The organism is Polynucleobacter sp. MWH-UH2A (assembly GCF_018687195.1).
Lineage (GTDB): Bacteria > Pseudomonadota > Gammaproteobacteria > Burkholderiales > Burkholderiaceae > Polynucleobacter.
Window position 1 is genome coordinate 1,742,471 of sequence record NZ_CP061321.1, and the last position, 21,537, is coordinate 1,764,007.

Consider the following 21,537-nt stretch of genomic DNA (forward strand, 5'->3'; position numbering starts at 1 on the left):
ACTCACTTTTTGAGACGTTCGGTCAATTCGACCGCCTTGCCTAAATATGTAGATGGAGTCATCTCCAGTAAGCGCGCCTTTGCGTCTTCTGGAATCTTCAAGCCACGTACGAAGTTTTGTAAATCCGCTTGATTAATACCTTTACCGCGAGTGAGCTCTTTTAATTGCTCATAGGGATTTTCAATGCCATAGCGACGCATGACTGTTTGCACTGGTTCAGCTAATACTTCCCAGCACTCATCCAGATCAGCAGCAATTGCGGCATGATTGACCTCGAGCTTACCTAAGCCACGCAAGGCGCTGTCATACGCCAACACACTGTGACCAAAAGCTGGTCCCAAGTTACGCAAAACAGTAGAGTCTGTTAAGTCACGCTGCCAACGAGAGACTGGTAATTTTTCAGCGAGATGGCGTAACAAAGCATTAGCAACACCCAAATTTCCCTCGGAGTTTTCAAAGTCGATCGGATTGACTTTGTGCGGCATGGTGGATGAACCAATTTCACCAGCTTTAGTGCGCTGCTTAAAGTAGCCCACAGAGATATAAGCCCAGAAGTCACGATCCATATCTAACAAGATCGTATTTGCTCTAGCAATCGCATCAAACAATTGAGCCATACCATCATGGGGTTCAATTTGGATAGTGTAGGGATTAAAGGTCAGGCCTAAGCGCTTTTCCACCACATTCTTAGAAAAGCTCTCCCAATCAAAATCAGGGTATGCAGATATGTGGGCGTTGTAGTTACCAACCGCACCATTCATTTTTCCAAGCAAAGGAACAGCGGCAATTGCATCAATAGCACGCTCTAGTCGCTTTGCAATATTTGCGATCTCCTTACCAAGAGTGCTAGGCGATGCAGGCTGGCCATGTGTGCGCGAGAGCAAAGGCACCTTTGCATGCTCAAGTGCTAAGTCGGTCAAAACAGAGAGTACTTTGCGAAGCTGTGGCAATAGCACTTCATCGCGGGCACCACGCAACATCAATCCATGGGAGGTGTTGTTGATATCTTCAGAGGTACAAGCGAAATGAATGAACTCGCTCGCTTTTAAGAGATCAGGTCGATTCGCAACCTTTTCTTTTAAGAAATACTCCACCGCTTTCACATCATGGTTGGTAACCGCCTCGATATCTTTAATGCGCTGTGCATCCGCGTCAGAGAAGTTCTCAGGAAGCGATAATAAAAATGCTTCATCAGCAGCGTTAATCTTCGGCACATCAGGCAAACCAGCAGCAGCTAACGCTAGCAACCAATGAATCTCCACAAAAACACGTTGGCGCATAAAAGCAGCCTCGGATAACCATGGACGCAAAGCATCCAGTTTTCCGGCATAACGGCCGTCTAATGGGGAAAGGGCATTTAGGGTTGAAAGCGGCTGACTCACGGGTATTGCCTTTGCTGGGAATATGTCAATAAAGCCTAATTTTAATGCGTTCTGCCTATGAGCAAACTAAGGTTGGGATGACTATACTGAGCCCTATGAAACTCATTTACTCCCCTACCAGCCCATATGTTCGTAAAGTCAGAATCGTTTTTTTGGAGAAAAAAGTCGATATTGACCTTGAAACCAATAGTGTTTGGGCTGCAGACACCAATATCACCAGCTACAACCCATTAGGCAAGGTCCCATGCCTTGTTTTAGACGATGGAGAGGCAATACAGGATTCTCGAGTCATCGCTGAATATGCTGACGCTTTGAGCCCGGTAAGCAAGCTCATTCCAGCCGATCACCGTGAGCGCGCCACCGTCAAAACTTGGGAAGCTCTAGCCGATGGATTAGTGGATGCCAGCATTTTGGCGCGGCTTGAAAAAACATGGCGTCCAGCAAACGAGCAAAGCCAAGCATGGGTTGATCGCCAAATCGGTAAAGTACATGCAGCACTCCGTCAAATGTCAGAACAACTTGGTGAAAATGCTTGGTGCTTTGGAAATCAGATCACGCTTGCTGATATTGCAGTGGGTTGCGCTCTTGGTTATTTGGCTTTTCGATTCCCAGAGATTCAATGGCAAAGCCAGTACCCAAACCTAGATCGCTTGTATCAAAAATTATTGCAACGACCTTCGTTTAAAGAAACTGAACCGCCAACAACTTAATTTTGGAATGTTGAAAATATTGTTTGGTTTAGGCGGAAATAATTCCGCCACCCAAACAAATATCGCCATCATACAAAACAGCTGATTGTCCAGGAGTTACCGCCCACTGAGGCTCAGAAAAATCTAAACTGAACTCTTGCAATGTATTACCCGCATTCAGAGTGCAAGCGGAGTCAGCTTGTCGATATCGAGTCTTAGCGAAGTAAGCACCAGGAGCTGGCGCATCGCCTGCAATCCAACTGGCATCCATTGCCTCAAGGCGGCTGGCCAATAGCCACGGGTGCTCATGGCCTTGCACGACATATAAAGTATTGTTTGCAACGTCTTTACGAGCTACATACCAAGCATCGCCAGTACCATCCTGGCTTCCACCCAAACCAATCCCTTTGCGTTGACCTAAGGTGAAAAAGGCTAAGCCCATATGCTCGCCAACTATTTTTCCTTCAGGGGTTTTGATTGGACCCGGTATACGCGGTAGATAACGATTCAGAAATTCTCTGAAGGGTCTCTCACCAATAAAGCAAATGCCGGTGGAATCTTTTTTCTTGGCATTATGTAAGCCAATTTTTTCTGCAATCGTTCGCACTTCTGTTTTTGGAATTTCACCCAAAGGAAACATAACGTTCGCTAGCTGTTGCTGAGTTAAACGATGCAAGAAGTAACTTTGATCTTTGCTTGAATCCAATGCTTTTAATAATTGCACTCTGCCATTCTCATGTCGCACTCTAGCGTAATGACCAGTAGCAATTGCATCAGCGCCTAGACTCATAGCGTGATCTAAAAATGCCTTGAACTTAATTTCAGCATTACACAAAACATCGGGATTAGGAGTGCGCCCAGCAGCGTATTCACGTAAAAAATCAGCAAACACCCGTTCACGGTACTCGGCGGCAAAATTGACTGCCTCAACATCGATTCCGATCAAATCCGCTACCGAGACTACATCCAACCAATCCTGGCGGGCAGAGCAATATTCGTCGTTATCGTCGTCCTCCCAATTTTTCATAAAAAGGCCGACGACCTCATAACCCTGCTCTTTGAGCATCCAGGCCGCAACCGATGAATCCACCCCTCCAGACATGCCAATAACGACTTTCTTGGGGTTTGTAGGCGGGATTGCTGAGGAATTGAGCTGGATCATCAAAAAATGCGAGAATTCAATATAAGCTGACAGGCCATATTGTAGAAGTCTTAGTCTAGATTGACAGAAATTTAGGCAAAAGGGCTGTAGGTGCTTGTAGGGGTAAGTTGGTGGGTAATTTTTGACCCATTTAACTAAAATAGATTTTTTAAAAATTTCGCTTTTGGAGACATGCCATGCGCATAGGAGTGCCGCTGGAAACAAGAACTAGGGAAACGCGGGTTGCCGCAACGCCAGAAACCGTTAAAAAACTGATTGGCCAAGGTCATACCGTTGTCATCCAAAAAGATGCTGGTGTCCAAGCCAGTCAACCAGATTCTGCCTATGAAGCGGTTGGCGCCTCTGTTGGAAGTGCTGCCGATGCCTTTGGTGCTGAGATTGTCCTTAAAGTGCGCGCCCCTGAAGCGGCTGAACTCAAGCAAATCAAATCTGGCAGCGTACTGATTGGCATGCTCGATCCATTTGATAACGACAATATTGCTGCGATGGCTGCGCAAGGAATTACTAGCTTCTCATTAGAAGCAGCGCCACGCACCACCCGCGCACAAAGCATGGACGTCCTCTCTTCACAAGCCAATATTGCTGGATATAAAGCAGTAATGGTTGCCGCCAATGAATATCAACGCTTTATGCCGATGTTGATGACTGCTGCTGGTACCGTTAAAGCAGCACGTGTTCTGATTCTTGGTGCCGGTGTTGCAGGCTTGCAAGCGATTGCAACAGCAAAACGTCTTGGTGCAGTCATTGAGGCATCTGATGTACGCCCTGCTGCTAAAGAACAAATTGAATCTTTGGGTGCAAAGTTTGTGGATGTGCCCTATGAGACTAATGAAGAGCGCGAAATTGCTCAAGGTGTTGGTGGATATGCTCGTCCAATGCCAGAAGCCTGGATGAAGCGTCAAGCAGCTTTGGTTGCTGAGCGCGCTCAACAAGCAGACATCGTTATCACTACCGCATTGATTCCAGGTCGTAAGCCACCGGTCCTGTTGCATAGCGACACTGTTGCCAATATGAAACCAGGCTCTGTAGTGATTGACTTGGCTGCTGGCAAGGGTGATAACGGTTCTGGCAATTGCCCATTAACTCAAGCAGACAAAGTAGTGAACGTCAATGGCGTGAAGATTGTGGGCTACACAAACTTGGCCAGCATGGTTGCCGCTGATGCTTCCGCACTCTATGCACGCAACTTACTCGACTTCATGAAATTGATTGTTGATAAAGAAGCAAAGTTAGTTATCCCAAGAGACGACGATATCGTGACTGCCTGCTTGATGTGCCGTGATGGTCAAGCCATCCGCAAAAACTCATAATATTCATACGAAGGAAATATCATGGATCTCGCTGCTTTTCAAAGCATCCTCACAGTCCAAAACATTACCGTATTTGTTTTGGCTATTTTTGTGGGTTACCACGTTGTTTGGAACGTTACTCCAGCACTTCATACTCCTTTGATGGCGGTTACCAACGCCATTTCTGGAATCATCATTGTGGGCGCACTTCTGCAAACTGAAGTAATCGGCGGTGATGAAATTACCCTCACTAGCGTTATTGGTGCGATTGCTGTATTTCTAGCATCCATCAATATTTTTGGTGGCTTTATGGTGACTCGCCGCATGCTTGAAATGTTCAAGAAAAAAGCGCCCAAAACAAATTCGGCTGATGCAGCTAAATAAATAGAACAAGACCTCGATAGAGAACACAAGAGACCAAAACAATGTCAAACATAACTGCTATTTCTTATCTCATTTCATCGGTGTTGTTCATCCTCGCACTGCGTGGTTTGTCTTCACCAACCACCTCACGCCAAGGCAATACTTTCGGCATGATTGGTATGTTGTTAGCCGTCATTACTACTTTCTTCATTCCTGACTTCAAGCCAGCTGTATCACTTATTGCAGCAGCAGTAGTTGGTGGCGCAATTATTGGCACCCTCGCAGCGAAACGCGTACAAATGACCAAGATGCCTGAGCTCGTGGCATTGATGCACTCCTTTGTGGGCTTATCCGCAGTTTTAATTGCGATCGCAGCAGTATTTAATACTGCCCATGACCATACTGGGGCACAAAAGATTGAGCTCTTCATTGGCGCCTTTATTGGAGCGATTACTTTCACTGCTTCCGTCATTGCGTTTGGCAAACTCTCAGGAAAAGTAAGCGGCAAGCCAGTTAGCTTCACCGGCCAACATTTGCTCAATTTGATTCTTGCTATCTCGATGGTTGGTGCTGGTATTGCTTACTACATGGCAGATAGTCATGCAGCCTTTATGGCCATGTGTGCGATTGCATTAGTACTTGGCATCACTTTGATTATTCCTATCGGTGGCGCGGATATGCCTGTAGTGGTATCTATGCTGAACAGCTACTCTGGTTGGGCTGCTGCTGGTATTGGTTTCACCCTCAATAACCCAGTGTTGATTATTGCTGGTGCATGCGTAGGTTCTTCAGGCGCAATTCTTTCTTACATTATGTGTAAGGCTATGAACCGTTCTATCCTTGCGGTATTGCTTGGTGGCTTTGGTGCCGAAGCGGCTGCTGGTGGCGCCGATGATGGCGGTCCAAAAAATTACAAGACAGGCTCTCCTGAAGATGCTGCATTCTTAATGGAAAACGCTGACACTGTCATTATTGTTCCTGGTTACGGTCTTGCTGTTGCTCGCGCTCAGCATGCTTTGAAAGAGTTAACAGAGAAGCTAACTCACCATGGCGTTACTGTTAAGTATGCAATTCACCCAGTAGCAGGTCGTATGCCTGGTCATATGAACGTTCTATTGGCTGAAGCTGAAGTTCCATATGATCAAGTATTTGAGATGGAAGACATTAACAGCGACTTTGGTCAAGCAGACGTAGTATTGGTGCTTGGCGCGAACGACGTGGTTAACCCTGCGGCTCGCACCCCAGGTAGCCCCATCTTTGGTATGCCAATTTTGGAGGCCTTTAAAGCCAAAACGATTATTGTGAATAAGCGTTCGATGGCAGCGGGTTATGCCGGCCTAGATAACGAACTCTTCTACATGGATAAAACCATGATGGTCTTCGGTGATGCGAAGAAAGTCGTTGAAGATATGGTCAAGGCAGTTGAGTAACACTTGAACTAGTCTTTTAGAAACCGCCTACGGGCGGTTTTTTATTGCGCTAAGATATGAAAAAACATTCTGCATCGACAAAATTAAACATAAAAATGATTGAGACAAAATGAATATTAAATCCTTTATATTTCTGCCAGCCCTTATTACGAGCACCCTCTTTTGGTCTGCCTCAACCAATGCGCAAGCCAACTACCCTAATCGCACAATCCAAACAATCATGCCACTCCAAGCAGGTAGTGGCGTAGATATTTTGATGCGACCGATTACACAAAAGATGGGGGAAAGCCTCGGCCAAGCCATCACGATTGAAAATATTCCTGGGGGTGCAGGGCTTATTGGAACTGCGAAGGTTGCCCAAAGTCCCGCTGACGGTTATGTGCTAGGCGCATTCAATGACAGCATCCTGACAATGCTTCCTAATCTTTATAAAAAAATTGATTACGACCCTATCCAAAGCTTCGCGCCAATTTCAGAAGTAGCGGCGATTACATTTGTCATGGTTGCCAACCCTTCGTTTCCAGGCAATACCGCGGCAGACCTTGTGCGCATAGCCAAAGAAAAACCAGGCAAGATTGATTACGCTTCTGGCGGCAATGGATCACCGCAACATATTGGCATGGAAATATTCCGTCAATACACTGGGGCGCCTATTGTGCATATTCCTTATCGGGGTGCAGCAGCAGCAGTGACTGACGTCATGGCTGGCCAAGTACCTGTAATGATTAGCGCATTATCTGTAGTGCTGCCGCATATTCGTGCTGGCAAATTGAAGGTATTGGGTGTGGCAAGTAAAACTCGATCCCCCTTGTTGCCAAATGTGCCCACTATTAACGAAAGTGTTAAAGGTTATGAGTTCTCAACTTGGGGGGCTTTGCTTGCTCCAAAGGGAACCTCACCCGCAATTATCGAGAAGCTCAACGATTCTCTAGCATTAGCCCTGAAAGACCCCAAACTTCGCGAACAACTCATCCAACAAGGTTTTGAATTTGTTCCACTAGGGCCAGAACATTTAAAAGAAATGATATCGCAAGGTTTGGTAAAGATGAAAAAAGTAATTAAAGATGGCGGGATTCAACCGGATTAATCTTTTGTAATTTACAAATAAAAAGGCTAGCAAATGCTAGCCTTTTTATTCAAGCATTTTGACTAAATAATCAAGCGGCTCGTGTCTGCATATATTTAGCGCGCATAGGACGCAGTACAAAGAAAGCCAGAATTGCCGCTGTTGCATCCAAGGCAATCATGATGGCAAATACTGGAATCCAACTATCAGCTACACCATGAATGTACGCAGCAATTGGACCGCCAATAATGGAGCCAACGCCTTGAGCCATATATAAAAAGCCATAGTTTGTGGTCGCATGCTTTTGACCGAAGGTATCTGTCAAGGTTGATGGAAATAATGAGAAGATCTCGCCCCAACCAAAGAAAACAATGCCAGATAGCAGTACAAACATGAGAGGATCTGAGCGAGTCATCACCCATAACAACATTGCAACAGCTTCAAGACCAAATGCAATTGTCATGGTGTATTCACGACCGAGCTTATCTGATACCCAACCAAAAAATGGTCTTGTTAGTCCGTTAGTGACGCGGTCAATTGTGAGCGCCAACGGCAATGCTGCCATTCCAAACACGGTCGCAGAAGTAATGCCGAAATCTTTTGCAAATGCGCCCATTTGTGAAATCACCATCAAACCTGAAGTTGACATCATGGACATCATTAAAAACATGAGCCAAAAAACTGGGGTCTTCAACATTGTCTTGGGGGCGACACCAGATGCTGCCGCTTCAATTTGACCAGCAGTCTGAACACGATCAGCATGCGGCACACGAATTCCTTGTGCAGCCAATAAGCCTACTACGCCAATCAAATAACCAAAGAAGGTTAAAGTGCCCTGCAAGCCTGATTCAGCAAGGCTGGTAGAGATTGGGAATGTAGTCAACAATGCACCGATTCCATAACCAGCAGCAACCATACCAACAGCAAAGCCGCGATTATTGGGAAACCAACGTACCATCAAACCAACTACACCGATGTAGACAATACCTGTGCCCAATCCACCAAGCACGCCATAGGTAATGTAGAGATTAGAAACGGTTGTTAGGTTGGCAGATAACACCCAACTTAATCCGGTCAATATCGTACCGATGGACAACAGCAAACGAGGACCAAACTTATCTACCAAATAGCCCTGAAACGGCGAGAAGAAAGTTTGTAAAACAATTAAGATGGAAAATGTGACTTGCAGTTCAGTTAGTGTTACGCCCAACTGACCCATGATGGGTTTTGTAAATAAAGCCCAAACATATTGCGGGCTTGAAATCGACATCATACAAATCACGCCTAAAGCAAGTTGAACCCACTTTGACTTTAAGATACCTGTGCCTTCGCTCATTGCCTATCTCCTATTTATATAAATCAATTGATTGACTCTCTTATTATTAATAGATCAAATACGGATACTAATTACCAAATGATCCACTACGGTGCAACATGCCTCTTTTCGAATCATACGGATATTTGAATGGTGCGCAATCAAAAAGAAATAAAAAAACGCCTGGCGATGAACCAGGCGTTTGCACTTCTTTACTTCTGCGGATAAGTTGCAGAATGGTAAGGCAATTACATCATGCCGCCCATACCACCCATGCCGCCCATACCACCCATATCAGGCATACCGCCACCAGCAGATTCTTCTTTTGGCGCTTCAGAGATTGCGCAATCGGTAGTCAACAGCAAACCAGCAACAGATGCTGCGTTTACTAAGGCAGTTTTTGTAACCTTAGTTGGATCAATCACGCCCTGAGCTACGAGATCACCATATTCACCAGAAGCTGCGTTGTAACCGTTATTGCCTTTGCTCTCTTGCACAGCATTCACAACAACACCAGCATCTTCACCAGCATTGCTAACGATAGTGCGAAGTGGCTCTTGCATAGCGCGTAATACGATGCTGATACCAGCGTCTTGATCAGCGTTATCGCCTTTCAGACCTTTGATACCTTGCATTGCACGAATCAATGCTACGCCACCACCAGGAACAATACCTTCTTCCACAGCAGCACGAGTCGCGTGTAATGCGTCATCAACGCGAGCTTTCTTCTCTTTCATCTCAACTTCAGTAGCAGCACCAACGCGAATCACTGCAACACCGCCAGCCAGCTTGGCTACACGCTCTTGCAATTTTTCTTTGTCGTAGTCGCTAGTGGCTTCTTCGATTTGTACGCGAATATTCTTCACGCGTGCTTCGATTGCTTTAGCATCGCCAGCGCCATCAATAATGATGGTGTTCTCTTTACCTACTTCGATACGCTTTGCTTGACCGAGGTGCTCAAGAGTTGTTTTCTCTAGCGTGAGGCCGATCTCTTCAGCAATAACAGTGCCGCCAGTCAAGATTGCGATGTCTTCGAGCATTGCCTTACGACGATCACCAAAGCCTGGAGCCTTAACAGCACAAGTCTTGATAATGCCGCGGATATTGTTCACAACCAAAGTTGCCAAGGCTTCGCCTTCAACATCTTCAGCAATGATTAACAATGGACGACCAGACTTCGCCACTTGCTCAAGAACTGGCAGCAAATCACGGATGTTAGCAATCTTCTTATCAAATAAGAGAACGTATGGATTATCCAAAACAGCAACTTGCTTCTCAGGCTGGTTAATGAAATAAGGAGAGAGGTAACCACGATCAAACTGCATACCCTCAACTACTTCCAACTCGTCATCCAAAGACTTGCCGTCTTCAACAGTGATAACGCCTTCTTTGCCTACTTTTTCCATTGCTTCTGCAATACGCTGACCAATACTGTGATCGCTATTAGCAGAGATAGAGCCTACTTGAGCGATTTCCTTGGTAGTTGTGCAAGGCTTGCTGATCTTAGCGAGTTCGCCGATAGCAGCAGTTACTGCCTTATCGATACCACGCTTGAGGTCCATTGGATTGTGACCAGACACAACATATTTCATACCTTCGCGAACAATCGATTGCGCCAAAACAGTAGCGGTAGTTGTACCGTCACCAGCGATATCCGCAGTTTTGGAAGCAACTTCCTTAACCATCTGCGCGCCCATGTTTTGCAACTTATCTTTGAGTTCGATCTCTTTTGCTACAGACACACCGTCTTTAGTAACGGTTGGGCCACCAAATGAACGCTCGATAACAACATTACGACCTTTTGGTCCGAGAGTTGTTTTTACTGCGTTCGCAAGAATATTGACACCCTCGACCATCTTGGTGCGAGCGCTATCTCCAAATACAACGTCTTTTGCTGCCATGATTAGATTCCTCTCTTAAATACCGAAATTACTTCTGAACAACAGCCATGATGTCATCTTCACGCATCACGATGAGTTCTTCGTTGTCGACTTTTACAGTTTGGCCAGCGTACTTACCAAACAACACGCGGTCGCCTACTTTGACGTCTGGTGCATTTAATTTGCCACTGTCATCACGCTTGCCTGGGCCAACTGCTAGAACTTCACCTTGATCAGGCTTTTCTGCAGCCGCATCCGGAATGATGATTCCAGAGGCTGTCTTTGATTCTTGATCTAAACGCTTGATGATTACGCGATCATGTAAAGGACGCAAATTCATCTCTTCTCCTATGTTAGTAAGTGTTAACTAATTAAAAATCTATATAAATCAATACCTTATAGTCCACCATACGATATCTAAGGTCTAAAAGGCGAAAAACACCAAACTTTAGCACTCGCACGGAGGGAGTGCTGATTATATAGGTCCGCTTCTCTGGATTTCAAGGGCTCATCTCCACAAATTATTTAAGGATTTAGCCCCTATCTATACTTTGAATAGGGCAGTAGGAGGATTCCTACAGATAAATCAACCCAAAGCCCTTACCGCTCCAATCTGACCTGCCTAGACTGAACAGTCACCGATTGGAGAATGCTGATGAGCCCGAAATCCCGGCTGTACACGCTTGTAAAAGCATGGAAGAACAAGCCCTTCCAGGAAGTACGAGACGCCTGTGGCGCACCCTGGCTTGGCCTAAATAGCCAAGCCCTTGAAGAACATCAATCCTGGTCTAAGCGCCAAGCGATTAGTCATGAACCTATTTTTAATAACAAAGGAACAAAACTGACGGGATCTTTATTTAGACCGCTACTGCAGGCCTCAGACATGCAATTGCTTCGCCTATTCATGGAAGGTCTAGATACGATTTCCTACTGGCATCGAAGTGGTCGTTTTATTCCTGGAATTTTGCCGATTCCAATACATGCCATTGCGTCGAGCGCTTACATCGATGCACTAAGCGACCTAATACTGAATTCTCGCCTTCCAGTTGGATTGGTTGCTTTGGGTATTCAGTCGCTTCCCGATCCCGATCTTGCTGATGCTTGCAAAGAGGGATTGCTACGGATGCGTCGTATTGGTGTTTTGCTCCACTTCATTCATTTCTCTGGAACGCTAGAAGAATTGCAATGGGTGGATGAATTGAAGATGGAAGGCATTCACATCAATATGAATGCGCTTCGCGATCAAGCGCTTTCACCAGATGTTCTATGCAGCATTAGACGAGGCCCTTATTCATCTACCCAGATTTACGCAAGCAATATGACGCTTGTCAAAGATTTAGAAAATGCGACTACTTGGCAAATAGATCACTGCTACGGAGGCCTCATGATGCCTCCCATTAGCAGGCATCAAATGTTACAGATTAACGATAGTCGAATCGCTAAAGCCATTTTTTCGCTGCACCCTCATCAACACCTAAACCCGAATGGAGACAAGTAATGAGAAAACGCGTGATGTTGGTAGATGACCATCCTGCAATGCTGATGGCTCTAAAAAGTATGTTGCAAGACCAGTTGGTATTTGAGGTCGTAGGACAATCCCAGAATGGCGAAGAATGCCTTCGATCCATTAAGGAGATCAACCCAGATATGGTGATCTTAGATTTGGATATGCCCAAGACCGATGGCTTTGATGTTATTCGCCGTATTGGGCTCATGTACCCCGATATACGCATGTTGATTCTATCCAGCATGGATGAAGCCGTTTATGGTGGACGTGTTCGATCTTTGGGTGGACATGGATTTGTTAACAAGACCGCTGGAGCAGATGTCATTATGGCGGCCTGCGTTGCCATATCTCAAGGCTACACTTTTTTCACTTATGGAAAAAATGGAAATAGCTCATTAACTGATAACGAAAAATTGGCGCTGATTTCCGATCGCGAACTACAAGTCATGAAGTATCTTGGCAAAGGAAATTCTAATCAGCAAATCTCTGATTTATTGCATATCAGCAATAAAACCGTAGCTACATATAAAACACGTGTCTTTGACAAGCTCGGCATTAACAATATCGCTGATTTAATTCTGTTCTGCAGAATGAATAACATCATCGAAAGCTAAGCGCCTTATGCATCGATTCTTTGCTAAAGCAATTCTATCTAGCGGGCTATTGTTTAGCGGGGTTGCCTATGCCACCCCAATCAGCTCCGCTGAGCAGCGTTGGATCGATGCGCATCCAGTTGTCCACTTTAGTATTCATGAGAAATATGCCCCTTACCTTTTAGAGAGTGAAGATGTTGGTTCACATGGTGTGTTCTTCAAAATCCTACAAAAACTCAGTGAATACACTCAACAAGAATTTCGTCCGAAATGGCGAACAACTGAACAAGAAGGCTTAAAACAGCTAGCCAGCGGAGAAGTGGATTTCATGATTGATCCACCACCCCTCAATGATGAATATCTTCGCTTTGGATCTTTGTCTGAAGCGATCTTTTGGGGGCAAGATGCGGTGGTTACCAAAAGAAATCAGGCGGATGATCTTCATTCACAAGTAAAGCTTGGGTATTTTGACCGTGGCTATGAAAATCCACCTCCCATTACCGATCCGCAAATCAGCCCATCCAACAATCCCGAGAAATTAATGTTGAGTCTGTTGGCAAATGACATTGAAGCCTTGGTGCTCCCCATTCGCTTGGCCCAGCACCTACTCAAGAGCCAAGCTAACCCCGAACTTCAATTAGACGGAATTTATCAACGAGAGCCTTTTGCTTATCGCTGGCTTATTTCCCATGAAGACAGGCCCTTGCATCAGCTACTAGAGCGTTTTCTATTACGTCTTGATCCGATTGAATCAAGGCAGCTTTTTGCATTAGAAAATATTACTCAGGAAAATATTTCCACCTCAGAGGACATGCTTGGTTGGCTCACCAGTCTTGCAATACTGATGGCTGGAAGCTTGTTGATATGGAATCTTTATCGGAAGCGCTCATCCCAAGAGCAAGCCCTAGCCAGCCTAAACGCCTCAAAAGAGATCGCTGAAAAAGCGAATGTCGCTAAATCTTCATTCTTAGCCACTATGAGCCATGAGATACGCACTCCCATGAATGCGATTTTAGGCGTTCAGGAATTACTGCTCAGCAGCAAGCAATTTCCCGCACATGAAAAATCGTTACTGAAAAGCGCGCACGCTTCCGCAGAATCGCTACTGGGAATTCTTAACCAAGTTCTAGATCTCTCCAAGATTGAAGCAGGCAAACTCACATTGAACTTAGAGCCCTGCTGTTTGAATAGCGTGATTAACAACATTGATCATGCGTTTTCGGCAGTTGCCACTAAGCACAATTTAATTCTTCATACCTCAATAGACCCTCGTATCGCTGAAGTATTGATGATGGATGCCCTTCGCCTTCGTCAGGTACTGCAAAACCTTTTAAGCAATGCTATTAAATTTACTAAGCAAGGCGAAATCTATTTCTCTATTAGCGTTCTAGCTGATGATCATGCTGGTCAGCTAATAGAGTTTCGAATTATTGATACTGGCGTTGGTATGGGCAAAGAAGAAATTGCATTAGCCCTACAACCTTTTGAGCAAATACCCGGTAAAGGCGGCAATGAAAACGGAACTGGTTTAGGACTCACCATTACCAATCACTTAGTATGCTCAATGAACAGCCAGTTATATTTTGAGAGCACTCCAGGCCTAGGCAGCAATATTCATTTTTCGATTGCCTTTCCACGCACCAGTATTGCAGCCCTCGACGTTACAAGCACTGAGACTGCAAGCTTCAATACGAAGCAATTTACCTCCAGAAATCGGCCAAATCAAAGACTTCAAGCCCTGGTCGTTGAGGACCACCCCGCCAGCAGGCAAATCATCTCGCTTCAACTTGAAGCTTTAGGCATCCAGGCTTTAGTTTGTGATAACGCAGATACAGCCTTGCAAGAAATTCAACAAACTGCATTTGATTTACTAATTACCGATCAATCCATTCCTGGTATGCAAGGCTCCGAATTAGCACGACGCATTCGAGAGATGGGTTTTATTGATCTAGTAATTATTGGGGTAACTGCAGATATTTACGCGCTTGAATCTCGCAACCACTTTTTATCCGCCGGAATGAATGGGGTTCTTATCAAGCCACTCAGCCTTCTTGGTCTTGAAAATGAATTAGCCCGCCATTTCGCCATATCCCCCATTTCTCTGAATGCAGAAGAGGAAACCTATTCATTTGATGCATTCGCAAACTTAATTGCTAACGATCCTGGGCAGATACTGGTCATATTGGATGAAATTAAAAAAGTGCATGATGAAGCGCTTTTGAAGTTAAGCGACCCATCGATTGGTAAAAATGAACTTGCCAGCCTGATCCATAAAGTGAAAGGCGGGGCACTTTTATTGCAAGCAACTCGTTTTGTAGAGAACTGCGAAGCTCTCGAACAAGAAAAAGATCTTCTGAAGCAAATCAGCGCCTTTAGATGTCTTTTGCTTAAGCAAAACCAGCTGATTGAGCGCTACCAAGAAAAGTAGATGCGCATTTGAACTAGGCATTTCAACTTAAATTAGTCACTAAGATTGATTTATCTTTTAGTCGTCTCGGTTTATCCTATGTGCAATGAAAACCGCATCTCGCTCAATAGCGCAATATGTTCTAGCCATTCTGTGTTTTAGTGGATGGTTACATAGCCTACCCGCAAGAGCAGAAGGTAGTCCTGAGTCTGCGATTCCTCGCCCCATCATTAGCAGCCTAGAGCGCAACCAGATACCTCTAGATGCCATTAGCATTACAGTAACCGAAATTGAACCTGGAAAACCAGGGAAACATCAAGGTAAGGCGATTTTGGGTTGGCGTGAATCCGAGCCCATGAACCCCGCCTCCACCATGAAGGTCTTAACGACTTTAGCGGGCTTGGATATTCTGGGTCCGCAGTATCGCTGGCGCACAAAAATATTCACCGATGGTGTTATTCGCCAAGGTACGCTCCAAGGAAATCTCTACTTGCAAGGTAGTGGTGATCCTAAATTGATCCCCGAGGAACTCGCCAAACTCATGAAAGATTTACAGGCGCTTGGCATTCAGAAAATTGATGGTAATTTATTTTTTGATCGAACTGCCTATGCGCCCAGCGTAATGGAGCACTACACGATTGATGGCGAATCCTTAAGAGCTTATAACGTTCCGCCCGATCCGCTTCTATATGCCTTTAGAACATTGTCTTTTCAACTGGGAAAATCTCGTACAGCTGACTTCATCGATATTAGCTACACACCGACACTATCTCAGCTGAAGATTGTCAATCAAATGCAGCTCGTTGATCGATCTTGCGATAACTGGAAAAGCAATATTCGTTTCAACCTAGAGCCAGAAAGTGTATTGAACACAGATCAAGTTATCACCGCCCAATTTTCAGGATTATTTCCAAATGCATGCAAGGGGGTGAACTTCAATGTTGTCGCATTGGATGCCAATACCTTTTTGACACAAGGTTTTGCTGCCGCCTGGGAGCTTGCTGGAGGAACTTGGGTCAAGCCGCCTATTGGTAAAGAGGGTACCGTTCCCCTAGCGGCCAGACTCTTGCTGCAATTTGAAGGAATCCCGCTTGCCGATGATGTGCAAGACATTAATAAATACTCCAACAATGTGATGGCACGACAACTACTGTTGACCATGGCCTTGGAGAAAATGGGTAAGCCAGCAACTACCACGAATGGCGAGCTCGTTATTCAGAGCTGGCTTAAACAAAATGGCCTGCAGTTTGCCAATCTGGTGATCGAGAATGGTTCTGGCCTTTCTCGAAATGAGGCTATTTCAACTGAACAAATGAATCAACTCTTATTAAAAGCACGTAACTTGCCCGTAGGAGAAGTGTTTTATAACAGCTTACCTATTGCAGGTACTGATGGAACGATGCGCAATCGCCTCATGACCCAATTACGAAAATTTTTACATCTCAAGAAAAAACCTGAAGTCAGAATGAAAACTGGCTCACTAGCAGATGTTCGGGCGATCTCGGGATATGTAGTCAGCAAATCTGGCAGGATGTATGCCGTCAGCTCATTTATTAACCACCCCAATGCTTGGAGAGGCTTAGAAGCTCACGATCAATTGCTATCGTGGCTTCTAAAAGATGGTCCAGAACCAAAACACGCACGCTGAAGACGATCTCTCACTCCATCCCACTCTTCACCAGCAGGCGGCTCTGGGAATAATATGAGATCCCACCCCTGTTCATCCAAATCTCTCAGCGTACGATACAAGCGACTTGCAAAAGCATTACTATCACTTGGCACCTCGACTTCCTCAAGCTGCACCGATGGATGCCCGTCATCCCCCAAAGAGGATTCAGAATCCCAAACAGCAACAGCAACCCGTGACTTTGTGTCTGGGAATTCAGTGAGGGCATCAAGGACTCGGCCGGGAGCATACAGGCGCAACGGTGTTGTGGGTGCGTAATGGGCCTTCAAGCTTCCAGAAACTCTTGGTAAAGATTCCGGATGAACATTAGTATCCGCCACCTCTCCAGGACTATAGACTTGGACACCTGTTTTGGCCAATATTTCTTTTGGAGTGATCACGCCTGGACGCAGCAGTATTGCGCGATCCCCATTAGAGACGTCCACAATCGTCGACTCAATACCAACTTCGCAATCACCGCCATCAATCACTAGCACATCCGCATTATCTTCAAATTCACTACGTACATCTGCTGCACTTGTTGGAGAAACCTTACCAAAGCGATTGGCTGAAGGCGCCACCACTCCACCTTGGAATTGTTGCAATAATTCTTGGGCAATCGGGTGTGCAGGAGACCGAATAGCAACCGTATCTTGACCACCCGTAATCTCACTGAGAACACGCTTATCTTTTTTAAAGACCAAAGTTAACGGGCCGGGCCAAAAGGCCTGAATTAATTTAAGAGCATCCTCAGAAATATCTCTTGCCCATGGGGCTAAAACCGAAACCCAATCGATTTGCGCTTGATCAATCTGACCAGGGGAAGCAATGTGCACTATTAAAGGATGATTCGATGGACGTCCTTTTGTCGTAAATACTTTTTGAATAGCCTGGGGATTGCGAGCATCTGCACCTAAGCCATACACTGTTTCCGTTGGAAAGGCGACTAAGCGACCATCACGCAAGGCCTGAGCAGCTTCATTAATAACTAAGGATTGTGGCGTCGAACCGCCAGATGTTGCCCCGGACATTTCTAGGGTTCTATGCCTAACTCAGTGGCGACAGCAGCACAATTTTGACGAGCCTCATTTAGCGCCTCACCCAAACAATTGATGTGGCCCATTTTTCTACCAACGCGTGGCGCTGACTTCCCATAGAGGTGTAATTTGGCATCCGGATGTGCAAGCACCTTATTCCACGCTGGCTCTTTTGCTTGGTCTTCATTACCGCTAAACCAAAGATCGCCCAAGAGATTTAACATCGAAACGGGGGCCAACTGTCGGGTATCACCCAAAGGAAGTCGAGCCATTGCCCTAACCTGTTGCTCAAACTGGCTGCTCACGCAAGCATCCATGGTGTAGTGCCCTGAATTATGGGGTCTAGGTGCGATTTCATTAGCAACGATATCGCCATTCTTCAAAACAAAGAATTCAACACACAATACGCCGACGTAATCAATCTTCCGAATCAGCGCTTTGGCGGCATCAATAATTTTTTTCTCTTGCGCTGGTTTTAGCGAAGGTGCAGGCACTGTCGAGGTATGCAGAATTCCATCACGATGAACATTTTGTGAGACTGGATATGCAACGACTGAATCGTCATAGCCTCGTGCCACCAAAGCAGAAACCTCGAAGTCCAATTCCATGCGCTTTTCTAATACACAAGGAACCTTACCCAACTCTGCCCAAGCATCAGTTAATTGTTCTGTGGCAGGAACGGTAATTTGACCTTTGCCGTCATAGCCCATGCGAGCTGTCTTGAGGATTCCAGGAAATAAATCTTTGGGTACATGAGCAATATCAGCATCATGCTCAATCACGAAATTGGGTGCTGGTCCAATATTGGTCTCAGACTTCCAGGTAGCTAGAAAATTCTTTTCAGCAATGCGATTTTGGGCTAAAGAAACGCAACTACTGCGTGGCGCTACAAAAGCACCTAATGCCTCTAACTCATCAAGCGCTTGAGCTGGGACATTTTCAAATTCAGTGCTCACCGCCGCGCACAAAGCAGCCATCTCTTTTAAGGCGGCAGAGTCTGTGTAGTCGGCTTGAATAAATTTCTCTGCAATTGAGCCAGCAGGACTATCGGGGCCTGGATCGAGCACGCAAACTTTATAGCCCATAGCTTGAGCAGCCTGCGTAAACATTCGCCCCAACTGACCACCACCTAGAATTCCCAAATACGAACCCGGCAAAATGGGTTCCATGCGATCTGCCATCTAGTTATATCCCGGCAAATTCATTGAACGCGCTGCATCAGACTGTTTAATACGAAACTCTTCCAAACGTTTTGCCAAGTCGGCATCATGCAAAGCCAAACCGGCTATTACATGCAAAGCCGCATTCGCAGCACCAGCTTCACCAATCGCGAAAGTAGCAACGGGAATTCCTTTAGGCATTTGCACAATCGAATATAAAGAGTCTTCGCCACGCAAATACTTGCTGGCAACAGGAACGCCATACACTGGAACAATCGTCTTGGATGCCAACATGCCAGGCAAGTGGGCAGCGCCACCAGCACCAGCAATAATCGCTTGCAAGCCATTTGCTTGGGCATTTTCTGCATACTGAAACATATCGTCAGGCATGCGATGGGCTGATAACACCTTAGCTTCGTGAGCTACGCCAAATTGCTCCAGCATTTGAGCAGCGTGCTGCATCGTGTCCCAATCTGAATTGGACCCCATCACGATTCCGACCACTGACTTTTTGCTCATTTAGCTCTCCAAATCACTTCCATGCCTTTAGGGCCCTTTAAGACCCTCAGGGGCTCTATTATCCCCGAGATCCCTGGGTCAGGCGAGTAAGGGCCTCGCGATATTTCTCAGCAGTCTTTTTGATGACTTCAGCAGGCAGTTGAGGAGCTGGGGCTGTCTTGGGCCATAACTTACCGTTGACCTGGGCAGTCTCCAGCCAATCACGCACAAATTGCTTGTCATAAGACGGCGGATTTGAGCCAACGTAATAGGTTTCAGCAGGCCAAAAACGAGAAGAGTCCGCAGTCAAGATTTCATCCATGAGTACCAGCTGCCCAGCATCGTCTAGACCAAATTCAAACTTGGTATCGGCAATGATGATGCCGCACGTCGCCGCATATTCGGAAGCCTCTTTATATAAGCGAATACTGATATCACGAATTTGGTTTGCTAATTTTTCACCAATCAACTCAACCACTTTTTCAAAAGAAATATTTTCATCGTGCTCGCCCACCTCCGCTTTTGCTGCGGGGGTAAAGATAGGCTCTGGCAATTTTTGAGCATTTTCCAGACCAGCAGGCAATGCAATACCGCACACCTTACCAGTCTCTTTGTAATCTTTCCAACCGCTACCAGCAAGGTAGCCACGCACAACCGCTTCAACCAAAATAGGTTTCAAGCGCTTGGCAACCACAGCACGACCTTGAACCTGATCAACTTCATCAGGAGCAACAACAGTCGCAGGATCAATCCCAGTTAAATGATTAGGAATAACCTTTCCCAGCTTATCAAACCAGAAATTGGCCATTTGATTGAGGACGATACCCTTCTCTGGAATAGGTTCACCCATGACGACATCAAATGCGGACAAACGATCGGTAGTAATCATCAATAATTTGTCATCACCCAGTGCATATACATCACGCACTTTTCCTTTAGAAAGGAGGGGCAAAGACTTGATAGAGGTGGCGTAAAGAGCTGGCATATCAATTACTTCACGATCTGAGCTAACTTACCGCTCTTATATAACTCGGCCATTTTTTCTAATGGAATAGGCTTAATCTTAGATGCTTGACCAGCAGAACCAAAAGCTTGAAAGCGAGCAATACAGACTTTCTTGGCAGCTTCACGAGCTGGCTTCAAATAATCACGTGGATCAAACTTGCTTGGGTTTTCAAATAAGTAGCGACGAATAGCGCCCGTCATTGCTAGACGAATATCGGTATCAATATTGATTTTGCGTACCCCATTCTTAATGCCCTCTTGAATCTCTTCAACGGGTACACCGTACGTTTCTTTCATATCACCACCAAACTCACGAATCTCCGCGAGCAGTTCTTGAGGAACGCTGGAGGAGCCATGCATGACTAAATGCGTATTAGGAATGCGCGCATGAATTTCTTTAATACGGTCAATCGCCAAAATATCGCCCGTAGGCTTTTTGGTGAACTTGTACGCGCCATGACTGGTACCAATCGCAATTGCCAATGCGTCGCACTGGGTTGCTTTAACAAAGTCAGCTGCCTGCTCGACGTCAGTCAGCAATTGCTCCCGAGTCATCATGCCATCTGCGCCATGACCATCTTCTTTGTCGCCCTTCATAGTCTCTAGCGAACCTAAGACTCCAAGTTCTGCTTCAACCGTCACGCCAATTGAGTGAGAAAACTTAACAACCTCTTTAGAAACATCCACGTTGTATTCATAACTAGCTACTGACTTACCATCTGCCTCTAATGAACCATCCATCATCACACTAGTAAAGCCACTCTTAATCGCCGCCATACAGACTGCCGGACTTTGGCCATGATCTTGGTGCATCACCACTGGAATATGTGGGTAGGCCTCAACAGCTGCAGAGATCAAATGACGCAAGAATGCCTCACCAGCATATTTACGGGCGCCTGCAGACGCCTGCATGATGACTGGAGAATCCGCCTCGTTAGCGGCTTCCATAATCGCAGTTACTTGCTCCAAGTTATTCACATTAAATGCCGGCAAGCCGTAACCGTTTTCAGCGGCATGATCCAAAAGTTGTCGTAAAGATACTAAAGCCATGTTGTTCTCTTAATTTGAAATAGATTTAAGGTTGTAAT

The 21,537-nt window shown here is 45.6% G+C and carries 19 protein-coding genes; 9 read left to right on the plus strand and 10 right to left on the minus strand.

The window, feature by feature from the left end; genetic code table 11:
• Positions 1-2: 2 nt before the first annotated feature.
• The gene (gene purB / locus IC571_RS09005) at positions 3-1,382 is read right to left on the minus strand and encodes an adenylosuccinate lyase (RefSeq protein WP_215316145.1); all 1,380 of its coding nucleotides are present in this window, start codon (positions 1,380-1,382) and stop codon (positions 3-5) included.
• Between the two features lie 95 nt (positions 1,383-1,477).
• On the opposite strand from purB, the gene IC571_RS09010 reads away from it, so the two are divergent.
• Entirely contained in the window at positions 1,478-2,092 is a 615-nt protein-coding gene (locus IC571_RS09010; protein ID WP_215316147.1) for a glutathione S-transferase C-terminal domain-containing protein, read from the plus strand.
• 28 nt (positions 2,093-2,120) lie between these two features.
• Here IC571_RS09010 and mnmA read toward each other — a convergent pair whose 3' ends face one another.
• Positions 2,121-3,233 (minus strand): tRNA 2-thiouridine(34) synthase MnmA, encoded by a 1,113-nt coding sequence (gene mnmA / locus IC571_RS09015; RefSeq protein ID WP_215316149.1) that lies wholly within the window; start codon positions 3,231-3,233, stop codon positions 2,121-2,123.
• A gap of 176 nt (positions 3,234-3,409) precedes the next feature.
• On the opposite strand from mnmA, the gene IC571_RS09020 reads away from it, so the two are divergent.
• The 4 genes from IC571_RS09020 to IC571_RS09035 all read left to right on the plus strand — a co-directional run bounded on the left by IC571_RS09020 (position 3,410) and on the right by IC571_RS09035 (position 7,402).
• Positions 3,410-4,543, plus strand: a complete 1,134-nt coding sequence (locus IC571_RS09020; protein ID WP_215316151.1) for a Re/Si-specific NAD(P)(+) transhydrogenase subunit alpha — start codon at positions 3,410-3,412, stop codon at positions 4,541-4,543.
• Positions 4,544-4,564: 21 nt separating this feature from the next.
• Positions 4,565-4,906, plus strand: coding sequence for a proton-translocating transhydrogenase family protein (locus tag IC571_RS09025; RefSeq protein ID WP_215316153.1), 342 nt, complete (start codon positions 4,565-4,567; stop codon positions 4,904-4,906).
• 41 nt (positions 4,907-4,947) lie between these two features.
• Positions 4,948-6,315, plus strand: coding sequence for an NAD(P)(+) transhydrogenase (Re/Si-specific) subunit beta (locus IC571_RS09030; RefSeq protein WP_215316155.1), 1,368 nt, complete (start codon positions 4,948-4,950; stop codon positions 6,313-6,315).
• Between the two features lie 109 nt (positions 6,316-6,424).
• Positions 6,425-7,402: a tripartite tricarboxylate transporter substrate binding protein gene (locus tag IC571_RS09035; RefSeq protein WP_215316157.1), complete on the plus strand. Its 978-nt coding sequence runs from the start codon at positions 6,425-6,427 to the stop codon at positions 7,400-7,402.
• 70 nt (positions 7,403-7,472) lie between these two features.
• Here IC571_RS09035 and oxlT read toward each other — a convergent pair whose 3' ends face one another.
• From oxlT to IC571_RS09050, 3 genes are all read right to left on the minus strand, one after another.
• Positions 7,473-8,717 (minus strand): oxalate/formate MFS antiporter, encoded by a 1,245-nt coding sequence (oxlT, locus tag IC571_RS09040; RefSeq protein WP_215316159.1) that lies wholly within the window; start codon positions 8,715-8,717, stop codon positions 7,473-7,475.
• A 227-nt stretch (positions 8,718-8,944) separates the two neighbouring features.
• Complete coding sequence (gene groL / locus IC571_RS09045) at positions 8,945-10,597, minus strand: chaperonin GroEL (RefSeq protein WP_173956396.1); 1,653 nt, start codon at positions 10,595-10,597, stop codon at positions 8,945-8,947.
• Between the two features lie 28 nt (positions 10,598-10,625).
• Entirely contained in the window at positions 10,626-10,916 is a 291-nt protein-coding gene (locus IC571_RS09050; protein ID WP_173956397.1) for a co-chaperone GroES, read from the minus strand.
• A gap of 315 nt (positions 10,917-11,231) precedes the next feature.
• On the opposite strand from IC571_RS09050, the gene IC571_RS09055 reads away from it, so the two are divergent.
• The 4 genes from IC571_RS09055 (at position 11,232) to dacB (ending at position 16,731) form a co-directional block, all read left to right on the plus strand.
• A complete protein-coding gene (locus IC571_RS09055) occupies positions 11,232-12,074 on the plus strand; it encodes a diguanylate phosphodiesterase (RefSeq protein WP_215316161.1) in 843 nt (280 codons plus the stop codon).
• Positions 12,074-12,697 carry a response regulator transcription factor gene (locus tag IC571_RS09060; protein WP_215316163.1) on the plus strand — a complete coding sequence of 208 codons (624 nt, stop codon included), beginning with the start codon at positions 12,074-12,076 and terminating at the stop codon, positions 12,695-12,697. Before IC571_RS09055 ends, IC571_RS09060 begins: the two co-directional genes overlap by 1 nt.
• Before the next feature lie 7 nt (positions 12,698-12,704).
• Positions 12,705-15,104, plus strand: coding sequence for an ATP-binding protein (locus IC571_RS09065; protein WP_215316164.1), 2,400 nt, complete (start codon positions 12,705-12,707; stop codon positions 15,102-15,104).
• 85 nt (positions 15,105-15,189) lie between these two features.
• Positions 15,190-16,731, plus strand: a complete 1,542-nt coding sequence (gene dacB, locus IC571_RS09070) for a D-alanyl-D-alanine carboxypeptidase/D-alanyl-D-alanine-endopeptidase (RefSeq protein WP_215316166.1) — start codon at positions 15,190-15,192, stop codon at positions 16,729-16,731.
• On the opposite strand, the gene IC571_RS09075 is transcribed toward dacB, so the two are convergent.
• The 5 genes from IC571_RS09075 to fba are packed head-to-tail and all read right to left on the minus strand — an operon-like array spanning position 16,677 to position 21,499.
• The gene (locus IC571_RS09075) at positions 16,677-17,780 is read right to left on the minus strand and encodes an L-threonylcarbamoyladenylate synthase (RefSeq protein WP_215316167.1); all 1,104 of its coding nucleotides are present in this window, start codon (positions 17,778-17,780) and stop codon (positions 16,677-16,679) included. The two genes, dacB and IC571_RS09075, sit on opposite strands and share 55 nt — an antisense overlap.
• A 2-nt stretch (positions 17,781-17,782) precedes the next feature.
• Positions 17,783-18,967 (minus strand): 5-(carboxyamino)imidazole ribonucleotide synthase, encoded by a 1,185-nt coding sequence (locus IC571_RS09080; protein ID WP_215316168.1) that lies wholly within the window; start codon positions 18,965-18,967, stop codon positions 17,783-17,785.
• Complete coding sequence (purE, locus tag IC571_RS09085) at positions 18,968-19,465, minus strand: 5-(carboxyamino)imidazole ribonucleotide mutase (RefSeq protein ID WP_215316170.1); 498 nt, start codon at positions 19,463-19,465, stop codon at positions 18,968-18,970.
• A gap of 58 nt (positions 19,466-19,523) precedes the next feature.
• Positions 19,524-20,429 carry a phosphoribosylaminoimidazolesuccinocarboxamide synthase gene (locus IC571_RS09090; RefSeq protein WP_215316172.1) on the minus strand — a complete coding sequence of 302 codons (906 nt, stop codon included), beginning with the start codon at positions 20,427-20,429 and terminating at the stop codon, positions 19,524-19,526.
• A gap of 5 nt (positions 20,430-20,434) precedes the next feature.
• Positions 20,435-21,499 (minus strand): class II fructose-bisphosphate aldolase, encoded by a 1,065-nt coding sequence (gene fba, locus IC571_RS09095; RefSeq protein WP_215316174.1) that lies wholly within the window; start codon positions 21,497-21,499, stop codon positions 20,435-20,437.
• Between the last annotated feature and the right edge of the window lie 38 nt (positions 21,500-21,537).

Excerpts from the sequence above, each read along its gene's own strand:
- IC571_RS09010 (WP_215316147.1), top strand. The coding sequence starts at position 1,478 with ATGAAACTCATTTACTCCCCTACCAGCCCATATGTTCGTAAAGTCAGA.
- mnmA (WP_215316149.1), bottom strand. The coding sequence starts at position 3,233 with ATGATCCAGCTCAATTCCTCAGCAATCCCGCCTACAAACCCCAAGAAA.
- IC571_RS09020 (WP_215316151.1), top strand. The coding sequence starts at position 3,410 with ATGCGCATAGGAGTGCCGCTGGAAACAAGAACTAGGGAAACGCGGGTT.
- IC571_RS09025 (WP_215316153.1), top strand. The coding sequence starts at position 4,565 with ATGGATCTCGCTGCTTTTCAAAGCATCCTCACAGTCCAAAACATTACC.
- IC571_RS09030 (WP_215316155.1), top strand. The coding sequence starts at position 4,948 with ATGTCAAACATAACTGCTATTTCTTATCTCATTTCATCGGTGTTGTTC.
- IC571_RS09035 (WP_215316157.1), top strand. The coding sequence starts at position 6,425 with ATGAATATTAAATCCTTTATATTTCTGCCAGCCCTTATTACGAGCACC.
- oxlT (WP_215316159.1), bottom strand. The coding sequence starts at position 8,717 with ATGAGCGAAGGCACAGGTATCTTAAAGTCAAAGTGGGTTCAACTTGCT.
- groL (WP_173956396.1), bottom strand. The coding sequence starts at position 10,597 with ATGGCAGCAAAAGACGTTGTATTTGGAGATAGCGCTCGCACCAAGATG.
- IC571_RS09050 (WP_173956397.1), bottom strand. The coding sequence starts at position 10,916 with ATGAATTTGCGTCCTTTACATGATCGCGTAATCATCAAGCGTTTAGAT.
- IC571_RS09055 (WP_215316161.1), top strand. The coding sequence starts at position 11,232 with ATGAGCCCGAAATCCCGGCTGTACACGCTTGTAAAAGCATGGAAGAAC.
- IC571_RS09060 (WP_215316163.1), top strand. The coding sequence starts at position 12,074 with ATGAGAAAACGCGTGATGTTGGTAGATGACCATCCTGCAATGCTGATG.
- IC571_RS09065 (WP_215316164.1), top strand. The coding sequence starts at position 12,705 with ATGCATCGATTCTTTGCTAAAGCAATTCTATCTAGCGGGCTATTGTTT.
- dacB (WP_215316166.1), top strand. The coding sequence starts at position 15,190 with ATGAAAACCGCATCTCGCTCAATAGCGCAATATGTTCTAGCCATTCTG.
- IC571_RS09075 (WP_215316167.1), bottom strand. The coding sequence starts at position 17,780 with ATGTCCGGGGCAACATCTGGCGGTTCGACGCCACAATCCTTAGTTATT.
- IC571_RS09080 (WP_215316168.1), bottom strand. The coding sequence starts at position 18,967 with ATGGCAGATCGCATGGAACCCATTTTGCCGGGTTCGTATTTGGGAATT.
- purE (WP_215316170.1), bottom strand. The coding sequence starts at position 19,465 with ATGAGCAAAAAGTCAGTGGTCGGAATCGTGATGGGGTCCAATTCAGAT.
- IC571_RS09090 (WP_215316172.1), bottom strand. The coding sequence starts at position 20,429 with ATGCCAGCTCTTTACGCCACCTCTATCAAGTCTTTGCCCCTCCTTTCT.
- fba (WP_215316174.1), bottom strand. The coding sequence starts at position 21,499 with ATGGCTTTAGTATCTTTACGACAACTTTTGGATCATGCCGCTGAAAAC.